Below are 16,839 nucleotides of genomic sequence, written 5' to 3'. Positions count from 1 at the left end.
GGGCTCCGCCTGAAGCTCGCCCGGGATCTCGCCAGTAAGCGTTGCTTACTTGAGTTCGACCTTGGCGCCGGCCTTCTCGAGCTGGGCCTTGAGCTTCTCGGCTTCGTCCTTGTTCACGCCTTCCTTGACAGCCTTCGGCGCGCCCTCGACGAGGTCCTTTGCTTCCTTCAGGCCCAGGCCGGTGATGGCGCGGACTTCCTTGATGACTTCGATCTTCTTGTCGCCGGCGGCGGCCAGCATGACAGTGAACTCGGTCTTCTCTTCCGCCGGAGCAGCGGCAGCAGCGGCGGGACCGGCAACGGCCACGGCCGCGGCGGCCGAGACGCCCCACTTTTCTTCGAGGAGCTTCGCGAGTTCAGCAGCTTCGAGCACGGTGAGGCCCGACAGGTCGTCGACGATCTTCTGCAAGTCAGCCATTTTTCAGTTTCCTTGAATGTAAGTCTGGTTCGGGTTTGAGTTTTGCGAAGGGCGTCAGGCCGCTTCGCTCTTTGAGGCATAGGCCTGGATGACGCGCGCGAGCTTGCCCGCGGGCGCGTTTGCGAGCTGCGCAAGCTTGGTCGCCGGGGCCACGAGGAGGCCGACGATCTTGGCACGCAGTTCATCAAGCGACGGCAGCGAGGCAAGCGCCTTCACACCGTCGACATTCAGGACGGTCGTTCCCATCGACCCGCCAATGATGACGAACTTTTCGTTCGCCTTGGCGAATTCGACGGCGACCTTTGGCGCCGCTACCGGATCGTCCGAAGTGGCGATCACGGTCGGTCCCTTGAGCATGGGACCGATGGCAACGACGTCAGTGCCTTCAAGAGCAATTTTGGCGAGACGGTTCTTCGAGACCTTCACCGAGGCGCCAGCCTGCTTCATCTGCATGCGCAGCTTCTGCATCTGGGCAACGGTCAGGCCGGAATATTGGGCAACGACCGCGACGCTCGTGGCCTTGAAGGCCTTGTTGAGCTGTTCGACCGCTTCCTTTTTTGCCGCTCGTTCCACAGCAAGCTCTTTCCGGTTGGCGGCCATCGCGAGAAAGCGGGACCGCCGGGTTGCACCCATCGTCCCACCCAAACCTGAACCTCTGGGTCAAAAACCCATCGGACACGCGCCGGGCGAGACGACAATTCAAAGCCTGCCCTCCGGGAGCCCTTTGGAGCCCACGGCGTGTCGAGGTCCGAACCAAACCCATTCCGCAACCACCCTCAGGTGGGATGCGGCGTGAAATCCGGTCTTCACCCGTCTATGCAGGCCATGCGATTAAGCCGTTGAGAAATCGAAACTTCCCGCGGGCGCCTGCAGTCTTGGACAGGACAAGGTCAGCCGGCGAACCGCCCGACCCCTGCCCGCACCCCACCAACTGACGGGTTTTCCTTCCTTTTCGGGCAAATCCTTACGGACGTCCTGAAAAGGAATGATCTCCTGTCTTGTCGGGTTTTCGGAATGCGTGCACGAACGCGCCAGCCGAGGCCAGCCCGTTCGGAAGCGGTTCTTTAACCGCTCTCTGCCTGCTTGCCAAGAGCAAAATTCACACCAGTTCCAATCCGTTGCCGGCCGGGCTTGACCCGGCCTGACAAGGGCCGATTCAGGCCGATTTGACCCCATAGGGTAGCGGCTTGCCCTCGAAAAACGCGCTCAGGTTCGCCAGCACGCAGTTCTGCATGGCGACGTGCGATTCGAGGGTGTGGCCGCCGATATGCGGGGCGAACACCACATTGGGGAGCGCCGTCAGGGCGTCGGGGGCGTGCGGTTCCTTCTCGAAGACGTCGAGGCCGGCGCCGGCGATGGTCTTGTCGGTGAGCGCCGCGACCAGTGCCTTCTCGTCGATCACCGAGCCCCGCGAAATATTGACGACGTAGCCGTCCGCGCCGAGCCGCCTCAGGATATCGGCATTGACCATATGCTGGGTCTCGGCCCCGGCCCGGACCGCGATCATCAGCACGCTGCACCAGTCGGCCAGCGCCTCCAGCGTCGGGAAATATTGATAGGGCAAATCGTACTTGCTGCGGCTGAAGTAACCGACCTCGCTCTCAAAGGCGGCGCAGCGTGCGGCGATCTTGCGGCCGATCTCGCCCATGCCGTAGACGCCGATACGGCGGCCGGGCATGCCGGCCTGGGGCCGCATCATTGGCGACTGCTTTGAGGCCGCCCAATCGCCGCTGCGGACATATTGGTCGGCGACCAGGATCCGCCTTGTCGTCGCCAGCATCAGGGTCATCGCGATATCGGCGACCGAGGCGGCATTGGCACCCGGGCTGTGGCCGACCGCGACGTTACGTGCGGCCGCCGCCTTCAGGTCGACGCCGTCATAGCCGGTGCCGTAGCAGACGATCGCCTCGAGCCTCGGAAACAGGTCCATCGCCTCCGCGCTGAACGGCGTGCCGCCTGCGGTCAGCACCGCGCGGATGCCGCCGAGTTCATCGGACGAAAACACCTCACGCGCGGGCTTGCCACCGGTGTCGAGCAGCTCGAACCGCTCGGCGAAGCGCGCCATCATCGTCTTGGGAAAGCGCGAATAGATCAGGACCTTGTCAGTCATTGTTCTTGTTTCCGGTAAACGCTGCCACAAACGACGAGGGGCGGAATCGGTTGCCCGATTCCGCCCCTCGCCTCATGCAATTTTCGAACCTCAGCCGAGAATGGTGCCCGGCTCGACCTTCACGCCGGGGCCCATCGACGAGGACACCGCAACGCGCTGGATGTAGGTGCCCTTGGAACCGGCCGGCTTTGCCTTCGAGACAGCATCGGCCAGAGCCTTGATGTTCTCGACCAGCTTCTCCTCGGAGAACGAGGCCTTGCCGACGCCGGCCTGCAGGATGCCGGCCTTCTCGACGCGGAACTCGACCGAGCCGCCCTTGGCACCCTTCACCGCACCGGTGACGTCCATGGTCACGGTGCCGATCTTCGGGTTCGGCATCAGGCCGCGCGGGCCGAGCACCTTACCGAGGCGGCCGACCAGCGGCATCATGTCGGGGGTCGCAATACAACGATCGAAATCGATCGTGCCGTTCTGCACCTTCTCGACCAGGTCTTCAGCGCCGACGACGTCAGCACCTGCAGCCTTGGCCTCATCGGCCTTGGCACCGCGGGCGAACACGCCGACGCGGAGCGTACGGCCAGTGCCGTTCGGCAGGGTCACGACGCCGCGGACCATCTGGTCGGCGTGACGCGGATCGACGCCGAGATTGATCGCGACCTCGATGGTCTCGTCGAACTTCGCTTTCGCGCGTTCCTTGACCATCTTGATGGCGTCCGCGAGCGGGTAAAGCTTTTCGCGATCAACACCTTCGCGGGCTTTGTTCAAACGCTTTCCGATTGCCATGAGCCCTTACCCCGCCACTTCCAGACCCATCGAACGGGCAGAGCCCTCGACCATCTTCATGGCCGATTCGATGGTATCGCAATTCAGGTCCTTCATCTTCTTCTCGGCGATCTCGCGCACCTGCGCCTTGGTCACCGCGCCGGCCTTGTCACGGCCCGGAGCTTTCGAACCGGACTGAATCTTGGCGGCCTGCTTGAGGAAGAAGGACATCGGGGGCGTCTTCATCTCGAACGTGAACGAACGATCGGCGTAGATCGTGATCACGACGGGAATCGGGGTGTTTTTCTCTTCCTTCTGGGTCTGGGCGTTGAACGCCTTGCAGAACTCCATGATGTTGAGACCGCGCTGACCAAGCGCGGGACCGATCGGGGGCGAAGGATTCGCCGCACCGGCCGGGACCTGAAGCTTCAGGTATCCGGTCACTTTCTTTGCCATGTATCACTCCTGTTGTGCCGGCAAGGCCGGCGGTTTCAGGTTCGTGGTCTGGGTCGGATGCGGCTGGCAACCGCCCTCTCCCTCCCACGGCCTCTTCTCACGTGAGACCGAAGTCTCACGCGCTACCCGATCAGACCTTCTCGACCTGACCGAATTCCAGTTCGACCGGCGTTGCGCGGCCGAAGATCGACACAGCGACCTTCACGCGCGAGCGCGCCTCGTCGATTTCCTCGACCACACCCGAGAACGAGGCGAACGGGCCATCGGCCACGCGCACGTTCTCGCCGATCTCGAACGACACCGACGCCTTCGGCCGCTCCACGCCTTCCTGCACCTGGTGCAGGATGCGCATGGCCTCGGATTCCGAGATCGGCATCGGCTTGTTCTCGGCGCCGAGGAAGCCCGTGACCTTCGGCGTATTCTTGATCAGATGAAACGCCTCGTCGGTCAGCTTCATCTTCACCAGCACGTAGCCCGGGAAGAACTTGCGCTCGGCGTCGATCTTGCGGCCGCGGCGCACTTCCGTAACCTTCTCGGTCGGAACCAGCACCAGCTCGAACAGCTCCTCGAGCCCTCGCTGCTTGGCCTGCTCGCGGATCGATTCGGCGACCTTCTTCTCGAAGTTCGAATAGGCGTGGACGATGTACCAGCGCTTGTCGGACAGTTGAGCGGTTGCGGTAGCCATCAGTGAATGCCCAGAAGGAAGGTGATGAGGACGCGGATGATCTGGTCGGCGGCGAAGAAGAAGACCGAAGCCACGGCGACCATCACGAACACCATGATCGTGGTGATGGTGGTCTCACGACGGGTCGGCCAGGTGACCTTGGCGGTCTCCGAGCGCACTTCCTGCAAGAACTTGAACGGGCTGACTGCCATCGTTTGAATGTCCAACGTCCGTCGCCGGACGCGAATGAATTTCAGGGACCCGAACAGCCGCCGTTGGCCCAACCCTCTGTCTCGAAGGATGAGCCGGAAACCGGGCTCGATTGTTCGGGGATTTCAAAGCCGCGCCGGAGATCCGCGTTTAACGGGCCGGCTGCGAGTGTCGGCTATCTACTGCGGATGGGGCCAAAGGTCAAGGTGTGGCCAGGCCGGGATGCCCGCGGCCGCGGCCTGCGGACCTGATCCGGATCAAGGGCTTACCCGGCCCGCATGATCCATGCCCGGGGCCTTTCGGCCCCGCGCTGTCCTGCCTGTCGATCCTGATTGTCTGGGATTAGCTGGCAGGAGTGGCAGGGCTCGAACCTGCGACCCCCGGTTTTGGAGACCGGTGCTCTACCAATTGAGCTACACTCCTACGGACCCTGCGTCGCCTTAGGATCAGGGCCGCTTTCAAGCACAGGGGACGGCTGGATTGCAAGGGTGAAGCGCGCTGGCCTCGCTTGTTTGTGCCGAGCCTTCTGGGCCACTCTCCGTTCCCGATAATCAAGAACAACCGGGAGTGACCATGACTGCGAACGCCGCCCCTCGGCCCACGACCACGCCGAATACCCCGCCTCTGCCCGAGGCCAAGCCGGAAACGCTCGGCCTGTCGCGCCCTCGCCTGGAGGCGATGTCGGATGCGTTCAAGCGCGAGATCGACAAGGGAACCATTCCCGGCGTAACCGTGCTGGTGGCCCGGCGCGGCCAGGTCGGCTGGTTCGAGGCGCTCGGCAAGCAGAGCCCGGCCGGGTCCACGCCGATGGCGCTTGATTCGATCTTCCGGATCTTCTCGATGACCAAGCCGATCGTGTCGGTCGGCATCATGGCGCTGGTTGAGGACGGCCACCTGCTCCTGGCCGATCCCGTCGCCAAGTTCATCCCGGAGTTCGCCGACCAGAAGGTCGGCGTGGTCAGCGGCGGCAGACTAGAACTGGTTCCGCCCAGGCGGCCGATGACGGTGCAGGACCTGCTCCGCCACACCTCGGGCCTGACCTACGAGCACCAAGGCGATGGCCCCGTGCACAAGCTCTATCAGGACTCCCGCGTCCGCAGCCGCAAGATCACCAATGCCGAGCACGCCGCGCTGGTGGCGAGCTTCCCCCTCGTCTGCCATCCCGGTGACGAGTTCAACTACAGCCGCTCCACCGACATCCTCGGCCGCATCATCGAAGTCGTCAGCGGCAAATCGCTCGGCACGTTCCTCGCCGAACGAATCCTCGCGCCACTTCAGATGACCGAAACCGCTTTCTCGACATCCGAGGCCAATGCCAACAGGCTCGCCCAGCCGTTCGAAGCCGATCCATGGACCGGCGACAAGGTCGCGCTCTTCAACATGCTCGAGCAGCCGGTCATGGAGTCCGGCGGCGGCGGTCTCGTTTCCACGACGATGGACTACGCCCGCTTCGCGCTGATGCTCCGCAATGGCGGCACGCTTGACGGCAACAGGATCATCGGCCGCAAGACGCTGGAGCTGATGGCCTCTGACCATCTCGGCCCGCACGTCGTGACCAACGGCACGCTGCTGTCGCCCGGCCACGGCTTTGGTCTCGGCTTCGCCGTCCGCCGCGAGGCCGGCATCGCGCCGTTCCCCGGCAGCGTCGGCCAGTATTTCTGGAGCGGTATCGCCGGGACGTTCTTCTGGATCGATCCGAAGGAGGATCTGTTCACGATGTTCATGAGCCAGGGCCCGGGCCAGCGCGATTTTACGCGGACGCTGGTGCGGGATCTGGTTTACGCGGCGGTGGATTAGCCTTTCAAGCACGCGCCAACAAGGCAGGCTCCGCGACAGACGGCTCGGAGCCATCTTGGCCTTGTGCCATGGAGACGACGATTTGCGCCGCCTCTCGCAGCGAGGTGGCAAACAGATCGGCCTTCGCCGTCTCACGCAGCTCGTCGATGTTGGCGACGCCCTCCGCCCAGCATCCGACCATGATGGACGCATGCGGCAGCTTGCGGCGAAGCCGGCGCACCGCGTAGCGCAAATGCGCCGGGCTCGTGATGCCGACATAGCCGAGACAAACCAACGCCACGCCTGACGTCTCGAGGCGGAAGATGTTGGCGGTGGACAAGGCCTCCGGTCCTTCGACTCGGCTGCCGACGCCATGCGCGCGGCACAGTTGCGCGAGCATGATGGCACCGGCTTCGTCGAGCAGGGTTCGGCCTCCAATGCAGAGCACAGCATTTTCGCCGCGAAATTGCTCTGCAAGGGCCGCCGCATCGAGCACAGGTATATCCGGCCGGTCACTGGCGGGCGCAACGGCTTCCACCGCATCGACCGCCTCAGCGTCCACGGTCCGCTCGGTTCCAACAGGACGGCCATCGTCCTGGTCTGAGAGATCGTCGACAAATTCGACCACGGTATCGCGGATCCGCGCGAGCCGCGTCCGGTCCAGGGCCGCGCGGTCGAAGTCCGACTGGGCAAGTTGCATGCCCTTGAGCGCGACTTCATCGTAATAGGCCGCGAGCGACCTCTCCTTGAGAAATTGCTCGGCCTTCTCGGCGGCTTCGGTCGGATCGCCCGCCAGCATGCGCTGATAGAAAATCTCCGGAGGCGACAGTGCCGGGCGATCGCCGAACATGACGTCCAGAAAGGACAGCCTTTCCACGTGCCGGCCCAGCACGACCAGACACACGGTGAGGGGCGTTGCGAGCACCAGCCCGATCGGTCCCCACAGCGCCGTCCAGAACGTCGCCGAGACGACGACGGCCACGGGCGAAAGGCCGGTGGTGCGGCCGTACAACAGGGGTTCGACCACTTGGCCGACCAGCGGTTCGATGACGAAGAACAGCGCCGCTGTCCAGGCCAGCATCCACCAGCCCGGATCGACCGCCACCGCGAGCGCAAGCGGAAATGCAGCCGCGATGATCGAGCCTATATAGGGCACAAAGCGCAGCACGGCCGCGAGAATGCCCCACAGTGCCGCGCTGGGAATCCCGATCAGCCACAGGCCGGTGCCGATCATCACGCCGAAGCCTGTATTGAGCATGAGCTGATTGAGGAAAAGCCGGCTCAGGCGCGCCGCGGCGTCGTCCAGCGCCGCAGTGGTCCGTTGCAGATCGTGGGAGCCGGCCAGCCTGATCAGACGGTTTCGGAGATCCTCGCGCTGAATCAGGATGAAGATCACAAAGATGACGATGATGCCTGTCGTTGCCAGCGGCGACACCAGGGGTGCGATCAGCGAGCGCAGGCTCTCCAGCGCGCCAGGATCTGGCTGCAAGACCTCCACCGCGACCGGCTTGACGCCGGGGGTCGGAGTGCCGGAGGTCAGCGGATTGGCCGGCGCGACCGACTTGGGCTTGTCCAGCTCCTTGCCAAGGTCCTGAAGCATCCCGGCAGCACGCTCCAACGTGGAGCTGCCGCCCGCGACGCCGCGAACCGACTGGATCTTCGACAAGATCGTGACCTGGTATTTTGGCAGATCTCCGGCCAGGCCGTTGAGCTGGGTCGCGATCACGCTTCCCAGGGCGAAAATGATGGCGAAGGCGAACAGCACAACCCCGACCACGGCGAGCGCGCGCGGGGCGTGAAGACGTTGCATCAACCTGACGGGAGCGGCCAGAACAAAGCTCAGCAGGATGGCGAGTGCGACCGGAACGAAGATTTCCCGACCCAGATAGAGAGCCGAGACGATGATGATCCCTAGGATCGCGGCGCCCACCGCGAAAACCATTGCGGAGACGTCGTCGGAAGATTGCGGCTTGATTACCGTGGGGATCATCTGTCTAGCTGTGGCCGTCGCCTGCCGCCACGATCAGGGGCGAATGCGCGGGCTAACGGGCCGGAAACCGGTTGGTTCCCGCCGCACCGGCTCGCCAACCGTCCCCTCCTGCGTGATCGCCTCAGCTAATCGTCGCGCCGCCGTCGATCACCATGGTCTGGCCGGTCATGAAGTCGCCGGCTGCGGAGCCCAGGAACACCGCTGCGCCCGCGATCTCGTCGGGGGTGCCGATGCGGAGCAGCGGCGAGCGCGCGGTCGAAGCTTTCAAATTCTCAGGATTGTCCCACAGCGCTTTGGCAAAATCGGTCTTGATCAGGCCCGGCGCAATGCAGTTCACGCGGATGTTGTGCTTGCCGTATTCGCAAGCGAGGTTGCGCGCGAGCTGCATGTCGGCGGCCTTGGAGATCGCGTAGGCGCCGAGGATGGTCGAGCCCTTGAGGCCGCCGATCGAGGAGACGATGATCACCGAGCCGTCCTTGCGCTCGATCATCTGCGGCACCACCATCGAGATCAGCCAGTTGTTGGCGACGATGTTGTTGTCAAGAATTTTTCTGAACTGGTCGTCGGAGATGCCGGCGAGCGGACCGTAATACGGGTTCGACGCGGCGTTACACACCAGCACGTCGATCCTGCCGAAGGCGCGGTTGCTCTCGTCGATGAGGTTTTGCAGATTTTCCTTCGAGGAGATGTTGGCGGCAATCGCGACCGCCGTGCCGTTGCCGAACCTGTCGTTGATGCCCTTGGCCACCTGCTCGCAGACATCGGCCTTGCGCGAGGAGATCACGACCTTGGCGCCGTGCTCGGCCATGCGCTCGGCGATCGCAAGTCCGATGCCGCGCGTCGATCCCGTGATGACGGCGACTTTCCCCTTCATGTCGAACAAGGTCATGTTTCTCTCCCAGAGTATGATTTGATTGGCCCGAAGCTTACGTCGCGTCCGCGCGAGCGGACAACAGCTTCAGGCGAGCTTCTTGACTTCCGGTCCCGCGGGCTGATGCATCTCCGCATGCGCGTCATCTGCGATCCACGGCTGCTGGTTCACCATCGGCAGCCGCCAGACGCTGCGTTCAGGACTCGCAAAATAGTCGAGCCGCGTGATCGAGCAATTGTCGATATCGAACGACAGCGCCTTCTCCACCTGGCCATCGAGCGCGAGCCCAAGCGCGGCCTTGATGGTGCCGCCATGGGCAACCGCGATCACATCCCGGCCGGCCGCATCGCTGTTGATGCGCTCGATGGTGCGGCGCGCGCGGTTATAGAGATCCATAAAGCTTTCGCCGCCGGGCGCAGGCTCGTTGATGTCGGCGAACCAGCTCGAACCGACAGGACGGCTCGCGATGAACGCGGCGCGATTCATGCCCTGCCATGTCCCGAGATTTTGCTCGGCGAGGTCCGCTTCCCATGGCATCGACGCGGGCTTCGGGTAGCCGGCTGCCCAGATCGCTTCCGCGGTCTGGTGCGTGCGCATCAGATTGCTCGAATACCAGACCGCGTTGCGTGGCAGCACCTTGGCAACAGCGTTGAACACGTAGGTGTCGCTGGTGTCGCAGGCGAGATCGCTCTGCCCGTAGATGTTGCCGCCGTCGTTGCGCACCGGCGCATGACGGACCCACCACCACCGTGTCGTGACCACATTCGGCTTGTCTGCGGTTGCCATTGAAGCCCTTCCATCCCGTGTGATGTCGCTGTACGTCAGGTGTGAACGTGTCTCAAGACACTTTACTGTTTCAAATTCTGTTTGAAATTCCGTCGCGCGGCAAGCGCCGCGTGTGAGCCAAAGGGAGAAACGCATGGGCCGTCTGCAAGGCAAATCCGTCATCATCACCGGCGCCGGCAGCGGCATCGGTCGCGCGGCGGCACTCCTGTTCACGAGGGAAGGCGCCAAACTGATCGCGGTCGATCGCACCGAGGCCGTGAAGGAGACCGTCGACGAGGTAAAGAAGGCCGGCGGTGTCGCGGAAGCCATGATGGCGGATGCGGGCTCCGAGAACGACGTGATGGCCGTCATCGACAGGGCGGTGAAGACGCATGGCCGGCTCGATGTGATCTGGGCCAATGCCGGCGTTTCCGGCGGACTCGTCCCGCTCGGCGAGCAGACCGTGGAACAGTGGCAAGAGGTGTTGCGCGTCAATCTGATCGGGCCGTTCCTCGCGGTGAAGCACGCGATGCCGCACATGGCGAAGCAGCAGTCCGGCGCAATCGTGCTGACCGCGTCCGTCGCGGGCCTCAAGGCCGGTGCCAGCGGTCATCCTTATGCCGCGAGCAAGGCCGGTGTGATCTCGCTGGTGCAGACCACGGCGTACTCGCTCACCGGCACCGGCGTTCGCATCAACGCGGTATGCCCGGGCCTGATCGAGACCGGCATGACCAAGCCGATCTTCGATCGTGCCAAGGAGCGCGGCACCCAAGACAAGATCGGTCAGCTCAATCCGCTGAAGCGCCCCGGCCAGCCGCACGAGCTCGCCGCGATGGGATTGTTTTTGGCGAGCGACGAAGCGTCGTATGTGAATGGTCAGGCATTCCCGGTGGATGGCGGGCTGACGGCGTCGATGCCGTATGCGGGGAAGCCGGTTTAGCACAGCTCTCGTGTCCCGGACGCGCTGCAACGCTCTTGGCGTTGCTGCGCAGAGCCGGGACCCAGAGAAGCCACCGCACTCGCTACTACATGGGCCCCGGCTCTGCAGCGCACCGTCGAAGAGACGCTGCGCTGCGTCCGGGGCACGAGACCTGTGTTCAAGATTAGACACACCTTCTCATCCTCGCGGCTCATTTCGCCCGAGCTTTGCTTCGTCGTCTCACCCTCAATTGAAAGAGGGCGCAGGGAAGACCGGGTGCCGGCCGGGCACCCACGGTCCACTGTGCGGAAGGTGGCAACAAGAATTTGCACAGCGGCATACAGGTGAAGCCTAACAACCGGCCTTCCCTGCGCAATGGTTTTACGGCTTATGTCGTGCTCTCCCCGGGGAGCGATGCACTATTGCCCCCGTCGCCTTGCGGATGGCTGATGCGCGTGCCCGGTCGGGCCGCCACATCACCGCAACACTTGACGCACAGACCCCGGGCGTCAGGACCACACGATTTTGCCGTACGCCGATCACACCGGTCGTGCGCGCGACGCGCATCGCTCACGGTTGCCCGCCCTGCGAAAGCCTTCGCGCCGATGTCATCAGCGTCCACCGCCGCCCGGCCCGCGTTCGTGACGATCGCGATACGCCCCTCTTCCTTGGGCCGGGTTGCGGCGATGCATACGCCGTTTCCGAATTTCGGTAAAGTGGAATATTTTTGCGAGCGGGCATTGACCGGCAGCTTGGGTGTTTTGCCCGTCGGGCAACACAAGGTCTCGTAGCCCGGATGGAGCGAAGCGTAATCCGGGATTCTATCCGCGCAGACACAGCGGCCCCGGATTGCGCTTCGCTCCATCCGGCTACGGGGCTGAGTTGATTTGCCCGATCGGCCGCCACATTGGTATGGTTCGTGCAAGCACATCAGCCTCAATCTTCCTCCGACAAGAAATGACAATGCCGAACCCGATTTTCCCGAGCTCACGCCCCGATCGCATTCGCCACCTCCTCACCGACCTCGTCGGTTTCGACACGATCAGCGATCGCACCAACCTGCCCCTGATCGCCCACATCGAGAGCTATCTCGCTTTCCTCGGCGTCAAGGGCGAGCGCATCACCGATGAGACCGGTCAGAAGGCCTCGCTGTGGGTCACGATCGGGCCGGAGGATCGCCCCGGTCTCGTGCTGTCGGGCCATACCGACGTGGTGCCTGTCATCGGCCAGGACTGGAGCCACGATCCGTTCAAGCTGATCGAGCGCGACGGCAAGCTTTACGGCCGCGGCACCACCGACATGAAGGGCTTTGTCGCGGTGTGCCTCGCCATGGTGCCGGAGATGCTGGAGGCGAAGCTGACAACGCCGATCCATCTGGCGATCTCCTATGACGAGGAGATCGGCTGCGTCGGCGTGCGGCCGATGCTCGGCGAGGTCGCGAAGAAGAAAGTGAAGCCGCTCGGCGCCTTCATCGGCGAGCCGACCGAGATGAAGGTCATCATCGGCCACAAGGGCAAGCACGGCGTGCGCGCGACGTTCCGCGGCCTCGCCCGCCACTCCTCGATCGCACCCGACGGCGTCAATGCGATCGAATATGCGGCCGAACTGATCGTCGAGATCCGTCGCCGCGCGGTGAAGCTCGCAGGCCAGGCCGAGCGCGGCAGTCTCTACGACGTTCCGCACTCGACGCTGCTGACCAGCATCGTGCATGGCGGCGCTGCACTCAACATCGTGCCTGATACCTGCACGGTGGATTTCGAATGCCGCGGCATCGGCATCACCGAGTCCAGGGAGGTGACGGATGCGATCGTCGCCTGGGCGAAGGCCGAGCTTGAGCCGGCGATGAAGGCGAGACATCCGCAGTGCGGCATCGATTTCGAGGAGATCCTCGACTATCCCGCGCTCGACACGGCGGCCGATGCGGCCATCGTCACGCTCGCCAAGAGCCTTGCGGGACGCAACGACCACGCCAAGGTCGCCTTCGGCACCGAAGCGAGTTTGTTTGCCAGCATCGCCGATATCCCCTCGGTGGTGATCGGCCCCGGCTCGATCGCGCAGGCGCATACGCCGGATGAATTCGTGGAAATGGCGGAGCTGGAGAAGTGTGCGGGGTTTGTGGCGAAGCTGATCGCGCATTGTGTGAAGGGGTAGCCGGAGAGCGGCGCAGCCAAGTGACTGGGTCCCGGCTCTGCGCAGCAGCGTTGCACGCTGCAGCGCGTCCGGGACACGAGAGTGGCGAGTTGATATTAAACCGCGCCCGCCTTCTGCGCGTATTCCCATGACGCCTTCGACAGCGGCACGGTGCGCTTGGCTGACTCCAGCGCCTTGGCATTCGCGGCGGTGCCGTCGCGGACGCGGCCGGCGATGCCTTGGGTGATGCCGGCGAGGCGGAACAGATTGTATGAGAAGTACCAGTTCAGATCAGGCACCGTCATCTTGGTGACGTTGCAATAGATCTGGGCTGCTTCCTCCACGCTCGGAATGTTGAGCGCCTTGAGGTCGGCGCCGTCCAGGCCCGGCATCACCCACTGCATCAGCAGATAGGTGAAGTCGGCCATGGGATCGCCGAGCGTCGACAGCTCCCAGTCGAGCACCGCCTGCACGCGCGGTTCCGTCGCGTGGAAAATCATGTTGTCGAGGCGGTAGTCGCCGTGCACGATCGAGACCCGCGCCTGCTCCGGCACGGTCTTCACCAGCCATTCGGCGACTTTCTCGAACTCCGGAATGTGCTGGGTCTCGGACGCGCGATACTGCTTGGTCCAGCGGTCGATCTGCCGCGCAAAATAATTGCCGGGCTTGCCGAAATCGCCGAGGCCGATCGCCGTGGGATCGAACATGTGCAGCTTGGCCAGCGTCTCGATCTTGCTGGTGAAGATTTTCCGGCGATCCTCCGGCGTCTGGCTCGGCAGCGTCGGATCCCAGAACACCCGGCCATCTTCCATCGACATGATGTAGAAGGCCGAACCGATGATGCTGTCGTCCTGGCACAGCGCATAGGCGCGCGCGACCGGAAAACCCTGCTTTCCAAGGGCTGCGATGACGCGGTATTCGCGATCGACCGCATGCGCCGACGGCAGCAATTTGCCGAACGGTTTTCTGCGCATCACGTAAGAGCGCTTCGGCGTGTCCAGGCGATAGGTCGGATTGGACTGGCCGCCCTTGAACTGGAGGATGACCAGCGGGCCCTCATAGCCTTCGACATTGTCGCGCAGCCAGGCCTCGAGCCGCATCTCGTCGATGCGATGACGCTCCTCGACCGGCTTGGTGCCCGAGAACTCTTCGTCTTTCCTGACGCCGTCAGCCACGGTGACGCTCCCTCTTCAGTCCGAACATGATCCTAATCGGTAACTGCTCTTGCACTTGCGTCAAGCGGTCATCCGATCACGGATCATGCCCTGTCGTTTCTTAAGTCGGGAGCGCGATCCTGCCCTCCCGCTTAATGCTTGGGAGAATTGGCATACTTCCGAACTTCGAGCCTTGCAATGGCGCGATTGTGCACCTCGTCCGGACCGTCGGCGAGACGCAGCGTGCGGATGTGGGCGTAGTCCTTGGCAAGGCCCGCTTCGTCCGAGACACCGGCGCCACCGAACGACTGGATCGCCTCGTCGATGATCTTCAGCGCCATGTTGGGCGCTGCGACCTTGATCATGGCGATCTCGGCCTGCGCGGTCTTGTTGCCGACCTTGTCCATCATGTCGGCGGCTTTCAGGCACAGCAGCCGCGTCATCTCGATGTTGGTGCGGGCATCGCCGATGCGCTGCTCCCACACAGAGTGCTCGACGATCTTCTTGCCGAACGCAGAGCGCGAGGTCAGCCGCTTCACCATCTTCTCCAGGGCTTCCTCGGCCTTGCCGATGGTGCGCATGCAGTGATGGATCCGGCCCGGACCGAGACGGCCCTGCGCGATCTCGAAGCCGCGGCCCTCACCGAGCAGGATGTTCTCCTTGGGCACCCGCACGTTGTCGAGCAGCACCTGGGCGTGGCCATGCGGCGCGTCGTCGTAGCCGAACACCGGGAGCATCTTCTCGACCTTGATGCCGGGAGTGTTGAGCGGAACCAGAATCTGCGACTGCTGCTGGTGCTTGGCCGCGTTGAAATCCGTCTTGCCCATCAGGATCGCGATCTTGCAACGGGGATCGCCGACGCCTGATGACCACCATTTGCGGCCGTTGATGACGTAGTGATCGCCGTCCTTCTTGATGCTGGTCTCGATGTTGGTCGCATCCGACGAAGCCACCGCCGGCTCCGTCATCAGGAAGGCCGAGCGGATCTCGCCGTCCATCAGCGGGCGCAGCCATTTACGCTTCTGCTCCTTGGAGCCGTAGCGCATGAACACTTCCATGTTGCCGGTGTCGGGAGCCGAACAGTTGAACACTTCCGAGGCCCAGGTGACGCGGCCCATCTCTTCCGACAACAGCGCGTATTCGAGATTGCTCAATCCCGCGCCGCGGAATTCGTCGTCCTCATGCTGGTTCGGCGGCATGAACATGTTCCAAAGGCCTTCGGCCTTCGCAATCTTCTTGAGGTCCTCGAGCACAGGAATGACCTTCCAGCGCTCGCCGGTGCGATCCTGCTCGTCATAAACGGGCACCGCCGGACGCACGTGCTTGGCCATGAAGGACTGCACGCGGTCGAGCCATTCCTTCTGCTTGGGGGACAGATCGAAATCCATGGGACGCTCCTCGGTTTCTCTTTGCGAAACTGTTTTGCGCCGGACTGTCCTCCCGCCGCGCACGGCCCGCAAGCGCGAATGCATGCGCTTTGCGAGCTTCGGAACCGGATCGCGCGTTTGCGAACGAGTCTCGATTGCGGATTGACTTTCTCCGGCCTTCAAACGATAGTTTCATACAAGTGTTTGAATTGCAACTCCCTCCGCCTGAAGCATGATCCGGAAAAGTGCGAAGCGGTTTTCCGAAAAGATTATGCGCAAACAACAACCTAAAGCGCGATGACGATTCATCCCAATCTCATCGCGCTTTAGAGGGCATCCATGGCCAGCGATCATACAAGGTCTGCCATTCTCGCCGCCGCCGAACGGCTCTATGCCGATCGCGGCTTTGGCGACGTGACGCTGCGCGACATCGTCGCGGCGGCCAATGTCAACCTGGCCGCGGTGAACTATCATTTCGGCTCGAAGGACGAGCTGATCGCGGAATTATTTGTCACCCGCTCGATCGCGACCAACCGCGAGCGCTTGCGCGAGTTGAAGGCGGCGGAAGAGCAAGGCGGCGGCCGCGCGCCGATCGAGGTGATCCTGCACGCACTGGTCGGCCCGACCTTGCGCGGTTGCTTGGGACCTGAGAACCAGCGCTCCACCGCGGCGCGCTTCATGATCCGCGCCTCGATCGAGTCCGTGCCGCCGATCCGCCGCATCAAGAACCGCGAGATCGACCATCTGCGCAAATTCGCCGGCGCCATGCGGCGCGCCCTGCCCGATCGCAGCGACGTCGATATCTATTGGGGCCTCAATTTCGCGCTCGCGATGGCGCACCACACCATCCGCGAAAGCGAGCGGCTGACAAAGCTGTCGGAAGGCAAATGCGATCTCGATGACGTCGAAGACGTGGTCGCGCGCGTGGTCGGTGTCGCGACGATGGCGCTGACGGCGGGAAAGGTCGAGGCCAAGGCGCCGGCGAAGATGGCGGCGCGTTAGCGCAAGACGCGCCACGCCGACGGTGCGCTCCCTCGCCCCGTTCTTACGGGGAGAGGGTTGGGGTGAGGGGCCTCTCTCCGCACGTGAGATCGTCGAGAGACATGTACCCCCTCACCCGGATCGCAAGAGCGATCCGACCTCTCCCCGCAAGCGCAGGGCTGTCCGGGGAAACTCAGCCGTAGCAGAACTCGATCTGGCCGGGGATTTTGCAGGATTGGCGGCGGCTGGGGTTGATGGGCGGGGGCT

The 16,839-nt window shown here is 63.4% G+C and carries 16 protein-coding genes and 1 tRNA gene; 4 read left to right on the top strand and 13 right to left on the bottom strand.

Annotated features, from left to right (window positions below):
• Positions 1–45: 45 nt before the first annotated feature.
• The 8 genes from rplL to BMW89_RS34910 form a co-directional block, all read right to left on the bottom strand.
• Positions 46–417 (bottom strand): 50S ribosomal protein L7/L12, encoded by a 372-nt coding sequence (gene rplL / locus BMW89_RS34945; protein ID WP_074828450.1) that lies wholly within the window; start codon positions 415–417, stop codon positions 46–48.
• A 54-nt stretch (positions 418–471) separates the two neighbouring features.
• Entirely contained in the window at positions 472–990 is a 519-nt protein-coding gene (rplJ, locus tag BMW89_RS34940; RefSeq protein WP_092034946.1) for a 50S ribosomal protein L10, read from the bottom strand.
• 583 nt (positions 991–1,573) lie between these two features.
• The gene (locus BMW89_RS34935) at positions 1,574–2,527 is read right to left on the bottom strand and encodes a 2-hydroxyacid dehydrogenase (RefSeq protein ID WP_092034882.1); all 954 of its coding nucleotides are present in this window, start codon (positions 2,525–2,527) and stop codon (positions 1,574–1,576) included.
• Between the two features lie 90 nt (positions 2,528–2,617).
• Entirely contained in the window at positions 2,618–3,310 is a 693-nt protein-coding gene (gene rplA, locus BMW89_RS34930; RefSeq protein ID WP_092034881.1) for a 50S ribosomal protein L1, read from the bottom strand.
• Positions 3,311–3,316: 6 nt separating this feature from the next.
• Positions 3,317–3,745, bottom strand: coding sequence for a 50S ribosomal protein L11 (rplK, locus tag BMW89_RS34925; protein WP_045008228.1), 429 nt, complete (start codon positions 3,743–3,745; stop codon positions 3,317–3,319).
• A 130-nt stretch (positions 3,746–3,875) separates the two neighbouring features.
• Positions 3,876–4,430, bottom strand: coding sequence for a transcription termination/antitermination protein NusG (gene nusG / locus BMW89_RS34920; protein WP_008136441.1), 555 nt, complete (start codon positions 4,428–4,430; stop codon positions 3,876–3,878).
• Positions 4,430–4,621: a preprotein translocase subunit SecE gene (gene secE, locus BMW89_RS34915; protein WP_063682740.1), complete on the bottom strand. Its 192-nt coding sequence runs from the start codon at positions 4,619–4,621 to the stop codon at positions 4,430–4,432. The genes nusG and secE overlap by 1 nt, the downstream gene beginning before the upstream one ends.
• Positions 4,622–4,966: 345 nt before the next feature.
• Positions 4,967–5,042 (bottom strand) — tRNA-Trp (locus BMW89_RS34910).
• 150 nt (positions 5,043–5,192) lie between these two features.
• Here BMW89_RS34910 and BMW89_RS34905 point away from each other — a divergent pair.
• Positions 5,193–6,416 carry a serine hydrolase domain-containing protein gene (locus BMW89_RS34905; RefSeq protein ID WP_092034880.1) on the top strand — a complete coding sequence of 408 codons (1,224 nt, stop codon included), beginning with the start codon at positions 5,193–5,195 and terminating at the stop codon, positions 6,414–6,416.
• A gap of 4 nt (positions 6,417–6,420) precedes the next feature.
• Here the strand turns inward: BMW89_RS34905 and BMW89_RS34900 are convergent, their stop codons facing one another.
• From BMW89_RS34900 to BMW89_RS34890, 3 genes are all read right to left on the bottom strand, one after another.
• Positions 6,421–8,385: an AI-2E family transporter gene (locus tag BMW89_RS34900; RefSeq protein ID WP_092034879.1), complete on the bottom strand. Its 1,965-nt coding sequence runs from the start codon at positions 8,383–8,385 to the stop codon at positions 6,421–6,423.
• Positions 8,386–8,506: 121 nt separating this feature from the next.
• A complete protein-coding gene (locus tag BMW89_RS34895) occupies positions 8,507–9,274 on the bottom strand; it encodes an SDR family NAD(P)-dependent oxidoreductase (protein WP_092034878.1) in 768 nt (255 codons plus the stop codon).
• Positions 9,275–9,343: 69 nt separating this feature from the next.
• Positions 9,344–10,042 carry a histidine phosphatase family protein gene (locus BMW89_RS34890; protein WP_177196542.1) on the bottom strand — a complete coding sequence of 233 codons (699 nt, stop codon included), beginning with the start codon at positions 10,040–10,042 and terminating at the stop codon, positions 9,344–9,346.
• 133 nt (positions 10,043–10,175) lie between these two features.
• Between BMW89_RS34890 and BMW89_RS34885 the strand changes: the two genes are divergently transcribed.
• Together BMW89_RS34885 and argE are read left to right on the top strand one after the other, a co-directional pair.
• Entirely contained in the window at positions 10,176–10,961 is a 786-nt protein-coding gene (locus tag BMW89_RS34885) for an SDR family NAD(P)-dependent oxidoreductase (RefSeq protein ID WP_092034876.1), read from the top strand.
• Between the two features lie 942 nt (positions 10,962–11,903).
• The gene (gene argE, locus BMW89_RS34870) at positions 11,904–13,091 is read left to right on the top strand and encodes an acetylornithine deacetylase (protein WP_092034875.1); all 1,188 of its coding nucleotides are present in this window, start codon (positions 11,904–11,906) and stop codon (positions 13,089–13,091) included.
• A gap of 95 nt (positions 13,092–13,186) precedes the next feature.
• Here argE and BMW89_RS34865 read toward each other — a convergent pair whose 3' ends face one another.
• Positions 13,187–14,245, bottom strand: coding sequence for a phosphotransferase family protein (locus tag BMW89_RS34865; RefSeq protein ID WP_092034874.1), 1,059 nt, complete (start codon positions 14,243–14,245; stop codon positions 13,187–13,189).
• A 131-nt stretch (positions 14,246–14,376) separates the two neighbouring features.
• The gene (locus BMW89_RS34860) at positions 14,377–15,612 is read right to left on the bottom strand and encodes an acyl-CoA dehydrogenase family protein (RefSeq protein WP_092034873.1); all 1,236 of its coding nucleotides are present in this window, start codon (positions 15,610–15,612) and stop codon (positions 14,377–14,379) included.
• A gap of 318 nt (positions 15,613–15,930) precedes the next feature.
• Here BMW89_RS34860 and BMW89_RS34855 point away from each other — a divergent pair, with 318 nt between their 5' ends.
• Positions 15,931–16,593, top strand: a complete 663-nt coding sequence (locus BMW89_RS34855; protein WP_092034872.1) for a TetR/AcrR family transcriptional regulator — start codon at positions 15,931–15,933, stop codon at positions 16,591–16,593.
• Positions 16,594–16,839: the final 246 nt, after the last annotated feature.

This window comes from Bradyrhizobium sp. OK095, assembly GCF_900109945.1.
Classification (GTDB): domain Bacteria; phylum Pseudomonadota; class Alphaproteobacteria; order Rhizobiales; family Xanthobacteraceae; genus Bradyrhizobium.
This window is presented reverse-complemented; position numbering and strand designations above follow the sequence as displayed.